Annotated in this window: 13 protein-coding genes and 2 tRNA genes; 10 read left to right on the forward strand and 5 right to left on the reverse strand. The window is 39.3% G+C overall.

Annotated features, from left to right (window positions below; genetic code table 11):
- The first annotated feature begins 55 nt into the window (after nucleotides 1–55).
- Nucleotides 56–487 carry a type IV pilin protein gene (locus tag H3T75_RS04855; RefSeq protein WP_172349929.1) on the forward strand — a complete coding sequence of 144 codons (432 nt, stop codon included), beginning with the start codon at nucleotides 56–58 and terminating at the stop codon, nucleotides 485–487.
- Between the two features lie 96 nt (nucleotides 488–583).
- Nucleotides 584–2,488 carry an ATP-binding cassette domain-containing protein gene (locus tag H3T75_RS04860; RefSeq protein ID WP_198211174.1) on the forward strand — a complete coding sequence of 635 codons (1,905 nt, stop codon included), beginning with the start codon at nucleotides 584–586 and terminating at the stop codon, nucleotides 2,486–2,488.
- Between the two features lie 50 nt (nucleotides 2,489–2,538).
- Here H3T75_RS04860 and H3T75_RS04865 read toward each other — a convergent pair whose 3' ends face one another.
- The 3 genes from H3T75_RS04865 to pmbA all read right to left on the reverse strand — a co-directional run bounded on the left by H3T75_RS04865 (nucleotide 2,539) and on the right by pmbA (nucleotide 5,774).
- Nucleotides 2,539–3,786: a DUF1615 domain-containing protein gene (locus H3T75_RS04865; protein WP_084551550.1), complete on the reverse strand. Its 1,248-nt coding sequence runs from the start codon at nucleotides 3,784–3,786 to the stop codon at nucleotides 2,539–2,541.
- Nucleotides 3,787–3,839: 53 nt separating this feature from the next.
- The gene (locus H3T75_RS04870) at nucleotides 3,840–4,328 is read right to left on the reverse strand and encodes a disulfide bond formation protein B (RefSeq protein WP_100126361.1); all 489 of its coding nucleotides are present in this window, start codon (nucleotides 4,326–4,328) and stop codon (nucleotides 3,840–3,842) included.
- 87 nt (nucleotides 4,329–4,415) lie between these two features.
- Complete coding sequence (pmbA, locus tag H3T75_RS04875; protein ID WP_232339907.1) at nucleotides 4,416–5,774, reverse strand: metalloprotease PmbA; 1,359 nt, start codon at nucleotides 5,772–5,774, stop codon at nucleotides 4,416–4,418.
- A 117-nt stretch (nucleotides 5,775–5,891) separates the two neighbouring features.
- Between pmbA and yjgA the strand changes: the two genes are divergently transcribed.
- The 7 genes from yjgA to H3T75_RS04910 all read left to right on the forward strand — a co-directional run bounded on the left by yjgA (nucleotide 5,892) and on the right by H3T75_RS04910 (nucleotide 14,685).
- Nucleotides 5,892–6,416 carry a ribosome biogenesis factor YjgA gene (yjgA, locus tag H3T75_RS04880; protein WP_025330615.1) on the forward strand — a complete coding sequence of 175 codons (525 nt, stop codon included), beginning with the start codon at nucleotides 5,892–5,894 and terminating at the stop codon, nucleotides 6,414–6,416.
- 84 nt (nucleotides 6,417–6,500) lie between these two features.
- A complete protein-coding gene (gene trpC / locus H3T75_RS04885; protein WP_025330614.1) occupies nucleotides 6,501–7,289 on the forward strand; it encodes an indole-3-glycerol phosphate synthase TrpC in 789 nt (262 codons plus the stop codon).
- A 51-nt stretch (nucleotides 7,290–7,340) separates the two neighbouring features.
- Nucleotides 7,341–8,117 carry a type I methionyl aminopeptidase gene (map, locus tag H3T75_RS04890; protein ID WP_025330613.1) on the forward strand — a complete coding sequence of 259 codons (777 nt, stop codon included), beginning with the start codon at nucleotides 7,341–7,343 and terminating at the stop codon, nucleotides 8,115–8,117.
- 317 nt (nucleotides 8,118–8,434) lie between these two features.
- The gene (locus tag H3T75_RS04895) at nucleotides 8,435–8,719 is read left to right on the forward strand and encodes a DNA-binding transcriptional regulator (RefSeq protein ID WP_025330612.1); all 285 of its coding nucleotides are present in this window, start codon (nucleotides 8,435–8,437) and stop codon (nucleotides 8,717–8,719) included.
- A gap of 118 nt (nucleotides 8,720–8,837) precedes the next feature.
- Complete coding sequence (locus H3T75_RS04900) at nucleotides 8,838–9,710, forward strand: folate-binding protein YgfZ (RefSeq protein ID WP_198211175.1); 873 nt, start codon at nucleotides 8,838–8,840, stop codon at nucleotides 9,708–9,710.
- Between the two features lie 177 nt (nucleotides 9,711–9,887).
- Nucleotides 9,888–11,486 carry a peptide chain release factor 3 gene (locus tag H3T75_RS04905; RefSeq protein ID WP_198211176.1) on the forward strand — a complete coding sequence of 533 codons (1,599 nt, stop codon included), beginning with the start codon at nucleotides 9,888–9,890 and terminating at the stop codon, nucleotides 11,484–11,486.
- 1,897 nt (nucleotides 11,487–13,383) lie between these two features.
- Nucleotides 13,384–14,685 (forward strand): threonine/serine exporter ThrE family protein, encoded by a 1,302-nt coding sequence (locus H3T75_RS04910; RefSeq protein ID WP_198211177.1) that lies wholly within the window; start codon nucleotides 13,384–13,386, stop codon nucleotides 14,683–14,685.
- Nucleotides 14,686–14,874: 189 nt separating this feature from the next.
- Here the strand turns inward: H3T75_RS04910 and H3T75_RS04915 are convergent.
- Both H3T75_RS04915 and H3T75_RS04920 read right to left on the reverse strand, forming a co-directional pair.
- Nucleotides 14,875–14,961 (reverse strand) — tRNA-Leu (locus H3T75_RS04915).
- 581 nt (nucleotides 14,962–15,542) lie between these two features.
- Nucleotides 15,543–15,629 (reverse strand) — tRNA-Leu (locus tag H3T75_RS04920).
- A gap of 87 nt (nucleotides 15,630–15,716) precedes the next feature.
- Here H3T75_RS04920 and rnr point away from each other — a divergent pair.
- On the forward strand, nucleotides 15,717–18,050 hold the full coding sequence (gene rnr, locus H3T75_RS04925) for a ribonuclease R (RefSeq protein ID WP_198211178.1): 2,334 nt from the start codon (nucleotides 15,717–15,719) through the stop codon (nucleotides 18,048–18,050).
- The last annotated feature ends 47 nt before the right edge of the window (nucleotides 18,051–18,097 follow it).

The raw sequence follows: 18,097 nt of genomic DNA on the forward strand, positions 1-18,097 counted from the left end.
ATTACCAATCAGATATCATCCGCAGTCTACCCGCAAAAATATACAGGGCTACAGCATGCTTCAGCTTCTGGTTACTCTGGCTGTTATCATCATATTAACCGTTATAGCTTATCCATATTATCGTCAGCATCAGTTACAGGCACGATTAAATCAGGCGAAGGCGGCACTGCTGATTAATGGTCAATTTCTTGCCGGACATTATCAGAAACATCTAAGTTATAAACAAAACAAGCACAACTGGCCTGAATTACCTGTCAGTAAAAATCAGCATTTCTGTTTTCGTATACAAGGGAACCCAAGTTTTGCTCGTGAAGAGCATTTCACACTTAAAGCTGTAGCCATTAATACTGAAGCTGAACCCCGAATTATCAAACTAAATCAGGATGGCAGAATATTTATCTGTCAAAGCAGTACCAGCCGCTGCGATGAAGAAAATCATTTTTTTGATGGTAAAGGTCAGCCAGACAAAAAATGCCGGATTTTTTAATTATTCTATATACAGGACAATAGCAACATATTAACTGTTAAACTGATACAATACACTCGTTTTCATCATTGATATCAGAACATATCCGTTTTAATCATGAGTATTCTGTCACTCGATAATGCCTGCTTTGCTGTAGGTCACCACCCCTTACTGGATCATGCATCTCTGCAAATGGATGCAGGTGAAAAAATAGGCTTTATTGGTCGCAATGGTGCCGGGAAATCCACATTACTAAAAATTCTGGCCCGGGTACAGAAACTGGATGATGGATTGTTGACCATCCAAAACAACCAAAAAGTTGTGTATGTTCCGCAGGAGTCTTTTTTTGACCCTCAGACCACTGTATTTGACACCATAGCCCAAGGGTTGGGTGAACTGCAAAATCTATTACGTGAGTATCATGAGCTCAGCCAGAATATTGGTGATGAAGCCAGTCTGAATCGGTTAACTGAATTACAAAATGAGCTGGAAAACCGTAACGGCTGGCAATTTGATGCCTTAATTGCACAAACCTTAAGTGAATTACAACTGCCGGAAAACGAATTGATCGGCAATTTAAGCGGCGGTCAGAAAAAGCGTGTTGCTCTGGCTCAGGCATGGGTACAAAAACCTGATATCCTGTTACTGGATGAACCAACCAACCATCTGGATATTGAAGCGATAGAATGGATGGAAAATCTGCTAGGCAATTTTGCCGGCAGCCTGATTGTCGTAACACATGACCGACGCTTTCTGGATCGTGTAGCTACGCGTATCATCGAATTAGACCGCGGACATTTACGTAGCTACCCGGGAAGTTTTAGTGCTTATAGTGAAAAAAAAGCACAGGAACTGGCTGTTGAAGCAGAACATAACCGGCTTTTTGATAAATTTCATGCTCAGGAAGAAGCTTGGATTCGCAAAGGAATTGAAGCACGCCGCACACGTAACCAGGGACGGGTTAAACGACTGGAACAACTGCGTCGCGAACGCGCTGCCCGTCGTGAGGTGCAGGGTCAGGTCAGCTTTAATTTAAATCGCGGTGAAGCCAGCGGGAAAATTATAGCAGAGCTTGAACATGCCGGATTTGCTTATGGTGAACACCTTATTATGCGTGATTTCTCCTGTGTTATTCAGCGCGGTGACAAAATTGGTCTGATAGGATCAAATGGTGTTGGCAAAACCACCTTTTTAAAATTGATTTTAGGTGAATTACAGCCAACCTCAGGCAAAATTCGGCTGGGTTCACGTCAGGAAGTTGCCTATTTCGATCAGTTTCGTAGTGCATTAAATGAAAATGATACTGTTTTTGATACTATAGGTCAGGGTAATGATTACATTGATATTGGCGGTCAGCGTAAACACGTAATTGGTTATCTTGAAGAATTTCTGTTTTCTCCGGCCAGAGTTCGTAGTGAAGTCAAATCACTTTCTGGTGGCGAGCGCAACAGGCTATTACTGGCCAAACTATTTACTCGTCCGGCCAACATTCTGGTACTTGATGAACCAACAAATGATCTGGACATTGATACGCAGGAATTACTGGAAGAGTTATTGCGGGATTATAACGGCACTGTATTTCTTGTCAGCCACGATCGTACTTTTCTGGATAATGTAGTTACTCAATCCATAGTTTTCAAAGGTCATGGTCAGTTAAAAGAATACATAGGCGGTTATCAGGATTTTATTGACGCCCAAAAACGTGAACAAAGTTTACTAACACCAGCGCCCACAACAAGCAAAAATACCAGTAATCCAGATAAAAGCCGGCAAAAAAGCCGGCGCAACGATAAACTTTCCTACAACGAACAGCGTGAACTCGCCAGCTTACCCGACAAGCTTGCTGCTCTCGAAGCAGAACAACAAGAGCTGAATAATAAACTTTCCGATCCGGAAATATTCAAAAATGACTATAAACTGGCAACTGAATGGCAAACACGTATTGCTGAAATTGAAGAGCTGCTGCTGGAAAAACTTGAACGTTGGGAAATCCTTGAAGCAAAACAAAAAAATCAGGGCTAATCCGATAAAAAAGCCAGTATATTCATATACTGGCTTTTTTATGTTTGAATTTATCTTTTACGATGGCGTCCGGTCCCTCCACCATGCCGCATACAAGTTTCATAACGACGTGTGACATTAGTAGCATACCAGTTGGTATTATAATCTTTGCTTAACTTTGGTCCGCTAATTACAACCTGTGGCATAATGGCATATGGCGGATTCTTACCGAACTGTTGCTTATATAAAGTAATTACATTCTGATAGGTGGATGTATTTTCAAATTCTGCCTGTTTTTCCTGTAATAAATCTGCACGTATCTGTTCCGGTTTCATTGGCATACCATGATCGGCAAATAACTGATTCAGTGCAGTTTCAGTCTGACTTGGCATTGATTGCGCCTTATCATCTTTATCATACAGCAATAAATCTCCATCCAGTGCCATATCTGCATTAAGCAGTTTATTTATATCTTGCTGAAAAGCCGCATTACGGCTTGAATACATGCCGGAATTATAATCAGCAAAACGATATTGAGCATTATCATAGGCTGCTGGATACTTCATTAGCCGGTGAATACCATAATATAAACCACCTTCACGTGTATACATATAATCACGTAATTCATTTACCGAAGCATTATCGCGCTGATGTTCACGTGCGTATTTTACTGATACCTGCATTGAACCAATTGTTGTAATCGGATTATTATCTTCTCCGATATCCTTTCCCATAAATTTAGCTGCGGCATTGGTAATTGAATCTGCATAAAATTGCTTTGAAACATAAGCAAATATCTGCCGGTAAATTAAATCCAGCTGCTGTTCGGTTTTAACCGTACGCATCTGTATCAGGAAACTGTTTTCTTTGCTGGGTTCATTAACCAGCACTGAAGTAAAATAGCGTGAAACTGCCGGTCCCAGAGCAGGTCCGAACTGTCTGACAAATTTTTGCGGCACTTCTGTCTGAAAAGCTTTAATTGCTTTATTACCAAGATCCGGAACAGTTGGATTAGCAACAAAATTTGACTCCTGATCTACAACGGCAATTACACTACATACATTTTCCTGTGTTTTACTGATTTTCAGCTCATCCATGATCCGGCTAATATCCACAGCCCACGCATCTCGTTCTTTTACACGAGCAGGTATTAGCCTGCTTATCTGAGAAGGCTGATTTAATATTCTGCTGCTGTCATTCGGTGAATTATCATCTCCGCCAGACCATCCGCCACTGTCCTTACATGCAGACAGACTGTATAGCAGAAACCCGGCCAGTGTTATATGACTAATAGTCTTCAGTAAAAATCTAGCATTCATACCATAGCATTCATTCGAACAAATCTGTTTTCAGCAGGAAACTCAGCTCGGTTTTAGCTCTTACGGCTACGCCAAAACCATACCCAGACCCAAATCAATACGGCTGTAAAAAATAACGCACTCCATATCGGTAAAGGTATCAGTAAAATTTTCTGAACCTCACCACAATTACCTGTACCGCGAATAATCGGTTCATACCAATGAAACAATGGCGCATCACGCAGACGGAAAGTCCATGGTGCGCCACAGGATGGCTGATCCATCAATGGCAGATGCTGAATATATATCTGATATACAGCTACACCCAGTCCGCCTATGGGTGCCAGACTGACCACAATAGCATTTATCACCCGCTCAATACAGTTGCGGTTCGGACAGCAGGCACACAAAAATGCCAGAAGCGCAGTGGCAATAACCGCAACACGCTGAACAATACACAGCACACACGGGTTCATACCCAGAACATACTGACCAACAAAAGAACCAGCTGCACAAAGTACAGCCAGAAAAAATACACACCACAATGCTTTACGGAAGCTCATTTTCAATCCTTTTAAGCAGACAGTTACCAAACATTTCTACTTTCTGCCCGTCTATTAATCAAACAAATTCCCATAATCATTTACGTTTCAGGTACCAGCAATAGTCATATTATCTATCAGAATAGATCCAACTTTATGCGTACTGCGCCTTAACGCATCATCTGCTGCACCAACCATCGTCATAAACATTTCCTGTAAACATGAAGCAATTGTAATACCCTCTACCGGATAGGCAATCACACCGTTTTCCACCCAGAAACCTGCCGCGCCTCGCGAATAGTCACCTGTAATAACATTTACACCCTGCCCCATCAACTCAGTAACCAATAAACCGGTTCCCATTGTTTTCAATAAATCGTCCTGACTGGCATGTGTATGATTAAGATATAAATTATGAACACCACCGGCATTTCCAGTGGTGCGCATACCTAACTTACGCGCACTGTAACTGCCAAGAAAATAACCCTCAACAGAGCCATCATTGATAACAGTACGGTCATGTGTGGCTACACCCTCAGCATCAAAATATGTACTGGCAAGCGCTTTTTTCACATGTGGTTTCTCTGTAAGACATACCCAGGGCGCCATAATCTGTTTACCAAGGCTATCCACCAGAAAACTGGTTTGCCGATATAACGCACTACCACTCAGTGCACCTACCAGATGACCAATTAGACTACCGGCTATAGTAGTATCAAAAATTACCGGATATTTTCCTGTAGCCACAGACATGCCATCCAGACGCCGTACTGTACGTGTTGCCGCTGTCTGTCCGATAATTTCAGCATCAGCAAGATCTCGTGCATCACGCGCTAAATCGTACCAATAATCACGCTGCATTCCAGAAGCGTCCGCAGCCACCACACTACAGGAAATACTGTGCCTGCTGCCGCGCTGATAAGCACAAAAATCATTACTGTTGGCATACACAAACTGATAATGATCAGTCTGTACTTCTGCTCCTTCGGAGTTTTTGATACGCTCATCCGTATCAAGTGCTGCCTGTTCGGTTTTTATACCAATCTCAATTGCTTCATCAGCAGACAGCCGCCAGGGGAAAAAAGATTCTGTATCACCGAATTCCGTTGCCAGTAATGCCGCATCCGCCAAACCGGCGCAATCATCCTGAGCAGTAAAACGGGCAATATTCAAAGCTGCTCCGATGACTTCGTCAATTGCCTTATTACTAAAATCAGCAGTACTTGCACGCCCTTTAGCCTGTCCCACATAAACAGTTACATCCAGAGATTTATCCTGCTGATACTCAATATGTTCGACATTCTGCTGGCGTACCTGTACATTCTGACCCGCAGATTCACTGATATCAATTTCAACAGAACTGGCTCCCTGCTTTCTGGCTTTATTTATTGCCTGCTGGCACAGCTCCTGTAACTGATCGGCACTATGATGAAACATTAATCTACTCTCATGCGAAGAAGCCTGCATTCTAACATGCTGATTTCAGCACTGGCAGCAGTTAAACATACATGTCAACTGAAATGATATGGATTTTTTGCTAAAATAGATACTTGAAATTCCGATATACACGTAATACATACATATATGAACAGTAATACAGACAGTCAGTCCCGTGCAGACGAAGAATGGGTAAGTAAAACCCAATTGAAAAAGCAAATGAATGATTTGCAGCAATTAGGTATGGAGCTAACTAAACTGTCTGCTGATACACTGAAAAAAATAAATTTGTCAGAGGATTTATTACAGGCAGTATTAAGCTATCAGAAAATTACCTCCAACAGCGCACTGAAACGTCAGGCTCAGTTTATCGGTCGTCTGATGCGCGAAACCGATACCAAACCAATTAGTGATTATCTGGCTCGCCTCAAAGGCGAAAACAGTGCACACAATGCTTATTTACAAAGGCTGGAAAATCTGCGTGATCGTTTAATTTCCGATGACAGCAGCCTTACTGAAATTATCAGCCGCTATCCGCATATTGATATCAATAATCTGCGTACATTAATCCGCAATGCCCGTAAGGAACAGGCAGCAGGAAAGCCACCAAAAGCTTTCCGCGCTATTTTTCAGGTATTGAAAACGGAAATTAGTGAAGATACAGCATCCTGAACCCTTACTTCTTTCTTCACACAATTCACCTTTCACTTTTTTCATTAATTCAGCTTCAGCATGTAACTTCGGACAAAAAAAACCATGAGTGATATCTTAAATAAAATTATTGCCACAAAAAAAACCGAAATGGTTACAGCCAAAACGGCTGAATCACTGGCTGAAGTGCGGGCAAAAGCCTATGACCAAGCCCCTGCGCGTCCTTTTCTTGAAGCAATACATACAAAACATCATCAGGGAAAAGCTGCCATTATTGCCGAAGTTAAAAAAGCTAGCCCGTCTAAAGGACTGATTCGTCCTGATTTTTCACCAGAAAAAATTGCCAGAGATTATCAGCTTGGTGGCGCAGCCTGCATGTCTGTATTAACAGACAAAAACTATTTTCAGGGTAACCTTGGCTATCTGAATCTCGCACGCAATGCCTGCAATCTGCCGGTACTGCGCAAAGATTTCATCATAGATGTCTATCAGGTATACCAGTCCCGGGCATACAATGCAGATGCAATCTTACTTATTGCAGCAGCATTAAGCCGTACCCAGTTAACCGAATATGAAGCCATTGCTCACGAGCTGGGTATGACTGTATTACTCGAAATTCATAACGAAGACGAACTTGAAAAATGCATTAATATGCGTACCCCGCTATGGGGAGTAAACAATCGTAATCTGCGTACTTTCGAAGTAGATTTACAACAAACTATCAAACTTCTGCCTGCATTAACCGGAAAAACTATTGTGACAGAAAGTGGTATTTTCACCACAAACGATATTCATATGATGCAACAGCATCAGGTTAACACTTTTCTTATCGGTGAAAGCCTTATGCGTAAACAAAACATTGCTGATGAACTAAGTTTACTGGTCAATGCTTAAATTATTGTACACATTAACTGAATTGTTTTAATTACCCTAAAAGGAAAAATCATGGCCGTGATTATTAAGAATGCAGAAGAAATTGCTGCAATGCGTGTTGCTGGCCGGCTGGCTGCCGAAGCTCTTGACTACATAGGCCAGTTTATCAAACCGGGAATCACCACCAATGAAATTGATCGTCTGATTCATGATTACCATATCAATGTTCAGGGCGGCTATCCTGCCCCGTTAGGTTATGGCAACCCGCCATTTCCCAAGTCATGCTGTACTTCTGTTAACCATGTAATCTGTCACGGCATACCTGATGATAAACCACTAAAAAATGGCGATATATTAAATATAGATGTCACCATTATCAAAGATGGTTTTCATGGCGACTCAAGCCGCATGTATGCTGTCGGAGAAATCAGCCCTCAGGCACGCCGTCTCATTAACATCACTCACCAGAGTATGATGGCCGGTATTTCTGTAGTTAAGCCGGGCGCGACACTTGGGGATATTGGTTACGCCTGCCAGCAAGTAGCAGAAAATGCAGGTTACTCCATGGTGCAGGAATTTTGCGGACATGGGGTCGGACGCGGATTCCATGAAGAACCACAAGTGTTGCATTATGGTCGTCGTCATACAGGATTAAAATTGCAACCCGGTATGATATTCACAATCGAACCAATGGTTAATCAAGGTAAACGTCATTTGCGTATATTAGGTGACGGATGGACTGTTGTAACCAAAGACCACAAACTCTCTGCACAATGGGAACACGAGGTATTGGTTACTGATGACGGCTATGAAATACTCACAGTTAGTCCATTAACAGGTAAACCCTAATTCACCTTAAAATATCATAAATTTACATTTAAGCTGCACGAATATCTGATATAAGGCAATAAATCTTAATTTAGTTTAATTAAAATAAATTTGTATTATCCTGTTATACCGCATTTTGATAAAACAATAGCAATATTGTATTGAATGTAAAAACAATTGTGATAATATTGATGTCCATAGATAATTATGCATAATGGTAAAACATTTTTCATAACATTTATTGATAAATTTTTATCAAAATAAATAATTATCTGTGAATGACCATATTAATTAATTCAACTAAACATAGACAACTCGCTTTTTAAGGTATAAAAATCATGAAAGCATTCAAGCCTATTAACAATGTGCGCGAAATCCGTAAAAAACTTGGTCTGAATCAGATTGAGTTCTGGAGTCAGGTTGGCGTTACTCAGTCTGGTGGTTCCCGTTATGAAGCAGGTCGTAATATCCCGAAGCCAGTTCGTGAACTGGTTCGCTTGGTACATGTTGAACAATTGGAATTAAGCAAACTTAATCGCGTAAACATGGAAGTGGCTGAACTGCTTAAAACTGAGCATCCTGATATGTATCAGCAGCTTAAAGCCAAAGTAGAAGGAAAATGATCCTCTCTGCTCTTTAGCCCCTTATCAAAGCTCCGTACCTTCTCTGGACGGAGCTTTTATTTTGTATATTAAAAATTCCAACCTTATAATAAGCAAAACGATTAATTAGGATTTATACATGACACACACAGCATCTACCCTGATGCCCTTTTTCGGCCTTATTCGGGTTAGCGGCGAAGATCGCACCACATTTTTGCATAATCAACTTTCAAATGACATCAACCATCTTGCAGAAGGACAGGCATGTCTGGCAACTTACAACACAGCTAAAGGCCGTGTCATCGCCAATATGCTTCTACTTAACAGAGAAGACGATATTATTCTGATTGCTGCAGCCGATCTGTGTGAAACACTACAGAAAAAATTGCAAATGTACATTTTGCGCAGCAAAGTAAAATTAGAAACCTTACCTGAATGGGGTGTAGCAGTTTGTTTACCAAATGATATTCCTGTATCAAATACACCAGAACAACCTCAATACGTTTTATCAGCAACGATGACAAATCAGATCTGGCATATACAACTGCCAGATCACTCTTTGGTCAGTATCGGCAAAATCGATCAACTACCACCACTGAATACAGAAAATGCCCTAGCATGGAAAACTCATGAAATTACCTGCGGCAATCCATGGATTAGTGCAGCCACCACAGAAACATGTGTGGCACAAATGCTCAATCAGCAGCTTATCGGTGCCGTGCATTTTAAAAAAGGATGTTATCCAGGACAGGAAATTATCGCTCGGGCCCAGTACCGCGGTCAGGTAAAACGCGGCTTGGTACTTATTGAAAGTACTACCCCGCTTTCCGACGGAGACAGCATATATGATAGCAACAATGAAGAAGCGGGGCTGATTATCAATCAGGTACAAAAAGACTCAGTTTCACTGGCACTGGCTATTATTAAACACAATGCTGCCCAGGCGCAGCTAAAATGTAACAACCAAGTTTTAATAATAAAAAAATGCTTTTTTTCCACAGCTAATGACTAACCGGTTTAAATCACAGGTAAACAGCCGATAAACAAAATTTATATTCATAAAAAATTATGATTAACAGCACTAAAATATCCAATTAACAGATTTCATATCAACCTGTGCTACAATATGTATCTCTTTACAAGACGGCCACAGCCGTCTTGTTTTTATTGTTTTCAGAATATAAAAATCATGAGTCAGATTGCCCAGGAAGCGGCACGACGCCGCACATTTGCGATTATTTCCCATCCGGATGCCGGTAAAACCACCCTAACAGAAAAACTGCTACTGTTTTCAGGAGCTATCCTCTCTGCAGGTACAGTAAAAGGAAAAAAATCCGGTAAATTTGCCACATCAGACTGGATGGAAATCGAAAAACAGCGTGGTATTTCCGTAGCCTCATCTGTGATGCAGTTTGATTATCGTCAACATGTTGTTAACCTGCTTGATACACCCGGCCACGAAGATTTTTCTGAAGATACTTATCGCGTACTCACTGCCGTTGACAGTGCCTTGATGGTTATCGATGCTGCCAAAGGCGTAGAAGCACAAACAATCAAACTTTTAAATGTTTGTCGCCTGCGTGACACACCGATTATTACCTTCATGAACAAATATGACCGCGAAGTTCGCGACTCACTTGAACTGCTCGATGAAGTTGAAAACATACTGCACATCCGCTGCGCTCCGATTACCTGGCCGATTGGTATGGGAAAAAATTTCAAAGGTGTCTATCACATCCTGAATGATGAGATTTACCTCTTTGAAGCAGGTGGCGAGAAGCTGCCTCATGAATTTGATGTAGTCAAAGGTATCAATAATTCCCGACTGGATGAGCTCTTTCCGATAGAAATTCAGCAACTGCGCGAAGAAATTGAGCTCGTGCAGGCAGCTTCAAATGAATTTGATTTAGACGCATTTTTGCGTGGTGAGCTGACACCTGTCTTCTTTGGTTCAGCTATCAACAATTTCGGTATTCAGGAAATCCTCAATGCATTGATTGACTGGGCACCGGCTCCGCAGCCCAGAGAAACACTTGAGCGTGTGGTCGAACCAACTGAAAACAAATTTTCCGGTTTTGTATTCAAAATACAGGCCAATATGGATGCCAAGCATCGCGACCGTATCGCTTTTTTGCGCGTGTGTTCCGGTGAATTTACCCGGGGCATGAAAATCAAACACTTGCGCCTTAACCGAGACATTGCTGCATCCAGTGTTGTCACCTTCATGTCACATACCCGTGAACTGGTTGAAGAGGCTTTTGCTGGTGATATTATCGGTATCCCTAATCACGGTAACATCCAGATTGGTGACAGCTTCACCGAAGGAGAACGCCTCACCTTTACCGGCATTCCGTTTTTTGCACCGGAACTGTTTCGTGCTGTGAGAATTAAAAATCCGCTGAAAATGAAACAGCTGCAAAAAGGATTACAACAACTTGGTGAAGAAGGTGCAGTACAGGTATTCAGACCCCACAATGGCGGCGATCTAATACTCGGTGCTGTAGGTGTATTGCAGTTTGAAGTGGTTACTGCCCGTCTCGCCAACGAATATGGCGTTGATGCCGTATTTGAATCTGTCAGCATCTGGTCAGCACGCTGGGTATCCTGCTCTGACCGGAAAAAACTGGCTGAATTTGAAAAAGCCAACATACTTAATCTTGCTACAGATGCAGGTGGTAACCTAACCTATCTGGCTCCCAACCGTGTAAACCTGTCTCTGACAGAAGAACGCTGGCCGGATATTCGTTTTCATGAAACCCGCGAACTAACAGCACAGATTAATCAATAGATTTTTTGTTTAAACAAAAGCAGCTTATTCCTTAGAGGAAAAGCTGCTTACTTTTTTTATTAAGAGAAATACCATACCCCAGTATATAACTTTGTAACTCTAAATTACTTAAAAGTAGTAGTAAGTATAGGATTGTTTTATTGTGCGGCGAACAAAGCATATACATTCATTCATGCTGTAAATATTGTAAAATCGCTGCTAACTTAATTAAATTACCTACTTACCCACTATAATCTAATAATAAAATTTGCCTTTTTTATCTGCTGACTCCCATTTGATTCAAAAAATTTTTATTTGCAGAAGTTTTTTGATTTTTGATTATAAATTGCTGATTTTTTTGCTTAATATTTTGTGCTGCATAATTTTTTTCTTGAGTTTTACTTTATTCAATTTTATTTAATTCTCTTATGAAATCTCAATTAAACATAGACGTTATGTTCTCCTTAATTTAAGTTATTTAATATCGAGTCGGTTATAAATTAATAATTAAAATTTTTTGTATTATTAATCTGAGATACAAGCATTAATAGCAGAGCACTGAAGCCATTTTTTATTATCTTATTTTCTTTTGATGTATGTTCGATTTTATAAAAATTATTTTTATAACTTAATAATTTTATCTGATCTCCCTAACCAAATATATTCTTGTTTTATCAGATAAATTTTTGGAATCATACTAATAACCCTTATCCACTGTGAGTATAAATCCATATTCTTCGGGAATATATTGAGTCAACAGAAATCGGTTTATACATTCTTTAATATTAGTTGAAGGATAAAGTGAACTACAAAATTTTAAAGCATATCTTTCCGTTAATAAATTAAAATAAATATTATACTGTTTTTGTTCTGGAATATTAGTAAAATATTGTTGTATTTCATTATTCACTAAAATTTTTTATGATTAATTAGTAAAATTAATTCATTAATCATAGCATTTTGTTCATTCAGTAAACATAATGGATAACTAAATTTATCTTCCTGACCAAATAAATATCAATATTAGAATAGACCCAATTACATTTTTTATTAACTTCTTTTTCCCATTCCTACTGATAAATATCAATATCTCTTTTTAAAACAATTTCAGATAATTGATTTATAATAATATAATTAGCTTGTATTTTATTATCTAGATTATTAAGCATCTCATCTATTAGACTGATTTTACTAAAAGCATTGTTACTTATAAATATTAATATAAATAGTAAAATTTTCTTCATTATTTTGATCCTTTTTCAAAAAATTAACTTTTTCATCTTTTCTTTTTAATAGCTCTGTTAAATTTTTATACGATCATAATCTTTTCATAAATTCGAATAAATTAGGGATATTTTTAGCCTATTGTTTTGTAATTTTGTTTAAATATCTTTCATATTTAGTTCAAAAGCAACTGACATCTAATAAATCTCATGTATTTAGATTTTATAAACTAGTATCTTTCCACTTAACAACGGCATTGACTATATCTGGATAAGTTACACTATGCACTACAAATGGCTTTTGAATCTTTTTTCCAAAAATTTGCTCAACCACCATCCCAACGAATAAAGTAACAATGTAAATATAGCCTGTTGTCTAGTTTTATCTTTATTGAGCAATTTCTCATATATTGGTTATAAACCATTTTTAGATAATGAATCGCCAAATCCTGCCATGACAATGCCCATTTAACAGTCATAATACAATATTTCATCATATTTACATGTCTTACTTTTCCTGATTTGCATATCTATATCATCATATAAACTACCTGAGAATTATTATTAAATCTGAAACGCCAAATATATTCATTTGCTACGGTAGCCAGGAAGTGAATTAAATAATATTTCTTATTAAGCAACATCTACTTACAAGCGTTATAATACTAGCCTACTATTTTTATAAAAAAAGTATTATGTCTTTGCCTCTTTCTTCTGATGAGCTTCAGTTAAATATCAAATCGGATCTGGTTTTACGCGTTGGTAAAATTTGTCTGGCAGCAGGTACCGGGAGTTATCGCATTAAACAGTCAATGCGTCATGTTGCTTATATGCTCGGCGTGGAAAATCAGGCACATATTACGCTTACTGAAATCAACTCTACCTGCCGTAATGGTAAACAGTTTAAAACTGAGGTTACCACGATTCAAGGAGTTGGAATTAATACTAATAATATCCAATTGCTTGAAACTCTGCTGATAGAAACACAGGTCCGTTATCAGCAAATGAGTGAAAGCGAGCTGATTCGCTTTCTTGATAAATCTTTGTCAGAAATTGAAAATCAACCAGCTCTATATAGTTTACGGCAGTCAGCTTTGTTTGCTGCGGTTGCGTGTTCATCTTTTACTTTTTTAATCGGTGGTGGTTTGATTGAAATGCTGGGTGTATTTTTTGCCTCTGGTTTTGGTCAGGCGCTAAGAAAAACCCTATTACATAAACATCTGAATCAGTTTGTTGTCACCATGCTGGCCGCAGCTGTAGCATCTAGTGTGTATTTTCTGATTATTGGCGGTAGCCATCTTTTGCTAAAAGTAAATATTCAGCATACTGCCGGCTATATAGCTTCTATGCTGTTTCTGATACCCGGCTTTCCATTGATAACCGGAGTGCTGGATTTAGCCAAACTGGATTTTTCATCTGGTATTCAGCGTGTAGGTTATGCCATAACTGTAATTTTTTGCGCCACTTTTGCTGCATGGGTAGTTGCAGCCGGAATCCATATGGCACCGGAAGCTATGCTTTCGCCTAATCTCTACCCGGTATGGACAGCTTTTTTTCGTCTGATTGCCAGCTTTTTTGGTGTACTTGGTTTTTCCCTGCTTTTTAACAGTCCGGTAAAAACTGCTTTAATGACTGCTTTTATCGGCATGTATGCCAATACTTTACGGCTGGAAATGATAGACCTGACTAATATACCTATTCAGGCAGCTTCTTTGATAGCAGCTTTTATTGTCGGTATCAGTGCATTTTATTTCAGCCACCATAGTAAATGTCCGCGTATTGCTTTATCGGTACCGGCAGTTTGTATTATGGTACCGGGCATTTATATGTTTCGCGCTATGTATTTTTTACAGCAAAACGATATTATTAATGCTATTAACTGGGGAGCACAGGCGATGCTTATTGTCTTGGCTTTACCATTAGGCTTAGTACTCGCACGGGTATGCACGGATAAAGAATGGGCATTTAATCAGCTCCCTGCTACGGAACATAAATAGTTTTTTATTTTGAAAATTATTTATATATTTGATACAAAATAAATTGATATTTGACTTAATAAGTCAAATGCAGATTGAGTATGCAAATTTTATGCTAATCTGCAAATCTCTAAAAAATGACTATTAGTGATTTTAAGTTTTATAAAATAAAAAAAGATATCTAAATATTAGATATCTTTTTTGGAATTCTGGTGCCCAGGAGAAGACTCGAACTTCCACACCATTGCTGGCACATGGACCTGAACCATGCGCGTCTACCAATTCCGCCACCTGGGCTTATTCACTAACACCGTTGTGCTTGTGAAGTTGTGCATTATATATTTTTGGCTAGGATTGTCAACAGTATTACTAGTACATCAGACTATAACTATTGATTATCAAAGAAAAGTATTTACCAGCAAAGAAAACTGGACTTAATAGTAATCACTTCTTTACTAAATTGCTTTTATTCAAGTTTATTTCTTAGCAAATTTAGCTTATTTAGGTTTCTTAATTAAGTATTAGATTTAAAGATATTTATTTTTTACCACTTTAATAAATAAAATCGATTATGAATACGTTTATTCAACCCAGCCTGTTCGAGGAACCCTTCTCTTCTCTTAAGTTGGAATTAATGTAATTATTTATATTTGTATACTTCGCTATAGCTTTAGCCCTCGCTATATAGTCCGTCATAATAATTTTTATTAATTTAAAACAATTGTACCGATGTGAAAGTATATCTTTAAGATACAGATATTCAAAATTTATAAGGTTTATAAGCTTTTGTGAAAGTCTGCAGTAAAAACTATTCTGAACTGCTTTTGGAAAGAAATTTTGAAGATTGAAGTCTATATTACTAGATAAAGAAAATAATTTGGTGCCCAGGAGAAGACTCGAACTTCCACACCATTGCTGGCACATGGACCTGAACCATGCGCGTCTACCAATTCCGCCACCTGGGCTTTTGCATATATTGCAACTTTCAGTTAAAGTATGTCTTTAACTGAGGAAGTGCATTATATATTCTCTAAAGAGATTGTCAATACTCTATGAAAAAAAAATCAGATTTACGCCATCAAGATCCATATTTAAAACGTGAATTACAACGTTATTCCAATCCTTTACCCAGCCGGGAATGGATTATTGCTGTTTTAGATAAAGTCGGTATTCCGGTCAAAATGACTGAATTATCGCAGAAGCTTAATATTACTAATGAAGAAATAGTTTTTTTTGAGCGCCGTTTAAATGCTATGGCACGAGACGGACAGATTCTAATTAATCGCCGCGGTGCCGTTTGTGTAGCTAATAAACTTGCGCTGGTTAAATGCCGGATTGAAGTACACAAAGATGACTTTGGTTTTGCTGTACCGTTAAACCCTGCTGACGGTAGTGATTTTGTTCTCTACGCTCGCCAGATGTGCGGGTTAATGAACGGAGATATTGTCACTGTAAGACCGGCTGGTTCTGACCGTCGCGGGCGGCGTGAAGGCCAGGTACTGGATGTCATCGAACGAGCTAACAAAGATGTGGTAGGACGACTCACAATTGAACACGGCATAGCTATGCTCGTTCCCGAAGATAAACGTCTGGGAGCAAGTATTGTGTTGCAGCCTGACTCTTTGGGTAAAGCTAAAGCCGGTCAGGTACTGGTAGCAAAAATTGAGTCCTATCCGAATGCAACTCAGGCAGCTGTGGCACGTGTTACAGAAATTCTTGGTGATTATGCTGACAGTGGTATGGAAATTGAAATTGCAGTACGCAAACATCATTTACCCTATCAGTTTAGTCAGGCCTGTATGACTCAGGCCGCTAAAATACCTGACCATGTTAAAGCCAATGAGCGAAAAAACCGAAAAGATCTGCGCGAGCTACCGCTTATTACTATTGATGGCGAAACAGCACGCGATTTTGATGATGCGGTATATGCAGAAAAAATTGGTCGTAATTACCGCCTGGTAGTTGCTATCGCTGATGTTAGCCATTATGTCCATCCTGATGATGCTATTGATCAGGATGCACAGGAACGTGCTACGAGTGTTTATTTTCCACGGCGGGTTATTCCGATGCTACCGGAGAATTTATCTAATGGCATCTGTTCCCTTAATCCGAATGTAGATCGCCTGTGCATGGTATGCGATATGGTGATTACTTATGCAGGCAATATTAAAAGCTATGAATTTTATCCGGCGGTAATGCGCTCACATGCACGACTTACCTATACACAGGCATGGGACTGGATTAGTAATGACCAGTTTGATGACCCGATGAAAACACATGTACTGAGTTTATACCGGCTATATCGGATTTTACTGAAAAAACGCCTGCAGCGTGGTGCTGTGGAATTTGAAAGTATAGAAACACAGATGCTGTTCAATCAGCAAGGTAAAATTGAACGTATTATACCGGTTGAGCGCAATGAAGCTCATCGTCTGATTGAGGAATGTATGCTGGCTGCGAATGTCTGTGCTGCAGAATTTCTCAAGCATCATAAACATCCTGCTCTATACCGTAATCATGCCGGTCCGACCAGTGAGCGTCTGAATACTTTAAGTGAGCAATTATCGCTGCTTGGTTTACATCTGAATGGCGGTAGTAACCCTACTCCAAAAGATTATGCGGAACTAAGTGAAAAAATCAAAGAACGGCCTGATCAGAATGTAATCAGTATTATGCTGTTACGCTCAATGCAGCAGGCAGTTTATGAACCACAAAATATTGGCCATTTTGGTCTGGCCTATCCGGCATATACACATTTCACTTCACCAATCAGGCGTTATCCTGATCTGACTGTTCACAGAGCCATTAAGGCTATTTTACAGCACAAACAATATCAGCCAAAGTCGTGGTCTGAACTGGGTGTGCATTGTTCACTGGCAGAACGCAAAGCTGATAATGCCAGCCGCGATGTGCAAAACTGGCTTAAAACTTACTATATGCAGGACAAAATTGGTGAGGTTTTTTCCGGTACGATTTCTGGTATGGCAAATTTTGGTTTGTTTGTTACTTTAGATAATGTTTATATTGACGGTATGGTTCATATCAGCGATCTGGGTGAAGATTATTTTAATTATCATCCTGAAATGCTGGCCATTGTCGGAGAGCGCAGTGGTATCCGCTTTAAGCTGGGTGATAAAGTTGTAGTCAAAGTTGCTCGCGCGGATCTGGATACGAGCCGGATTGATTTGGTGCTGATTAGCACGAATAATGGTAAGCATCGCCGGACAATTAATGCGCAAAATATTCAGAAACAGCTTAAAGCCACTGTTAAACAGCCGCGCAAAGTACCTGGTAAGAAAACTAAGTTAAACAAAACAAAAACTGTTGCCGTTCAGAAGTCACGTATTAATGGTTCACGCAAAAAACCAGGCCGTAAAAAGTCCTGATGCTGCGTTATAATTGATTAAATTAATTTCTAAAAAGGCTTTTATCT

The organism is Snodgrassella sp. W8135 (assembly GCF_016101225.1).
Taxonomy (GTDB): domain Bacteria; phylum Pseudomonadota; class Gammaproteobacteria; order Burkholderiales; family Neisseriaceae; genus Snodgrassella; species Snodgrassella alvi.

Coding starts and splice junctions, on each gene's coding strand:
- H3T75_RS04855 (WP_172349929.1), top strand. CDS start 56: ATGCTTCAGCTTCTGGTTACTCTGGCTGTTATCATCATATTAACCGTT.
- H3T75_RS04860 (WP_198211174.1), top strand. CDS start 584: ATGAGTATTCTGTCACTCGATAATGCCTGCTTTGCTGTAGGTCACCAC.
- H3T75_RS04865 (WP_084551550.1), bottom strand. CDS start 3,786: ATGAATGCTAGATTTTTACTGAAGACTATTAGTCATATAACACTGGCC.
- H3T75_RS04870 (WP_100126361.1), bottom strand. CDS start 4,328: ATGAGCTTCCGTAAAGCATTGTGGTGTGTATTTTTTCTGGCTGTACTT.
- pmbA (WP_232339907.1), bottom strand. CDS start 5,774: ATGCAGGCTTCTTCGCATGAGAGTAGATTAATGTTTCATCATAGTGCC.
- yjgA (WP_025330615.1), top strand. CDS start 5,892: ATGAACAGTAATACAGACAGTCAGTCCCGTGCAGACGAAGAATGGGTA.
- trpC (WP_025330614.1), top strand. CDS start 6,501: ATGAGTGATATCTTAAATAAAATTATTGCCACAAAAAAAACCGAAATG.
- map (WP_025330613.1), top strand. CDS start 7,341: ATGGCCGTGATTATTAAGAATGCAGAAGAAATTGCTGCAATGCGTGTT.
- H3T75_RS04895 (WP_025330612.1), top strand. CDS start 8,435: ATGAAAGCATTCAAGCCTATTAACAATGTGCGCGAAATCCGTAAAAAA.
- H3T75_RS04900 (WP_198211175.1), top strand. CDS start 8,838: ATGACACACACAGCATCTACCCTGATGCCCTTTTTCGGCCTTATTCGG.
- H3T75_RS04905 (WP_198211176.1), top strand. CDS start 9,888: ATGAGTCAGATTGCCCAGGAAGCGGCACGACGCCGCACATTTGCGATT.
- H3T75_RS04910 (WP_198211177.1), top strand. CDS start 13,384: ATGTCTTTGCCTCTTTCTTCTGATGAGCTTCAGTTAAATATCAAATCG.
- rnr (WP_198211178.1), top strand. CDS start 15,717: ATGAAAAAAAAATCAGATTTACGCCATCAAGATCCATATTTAAAACGT.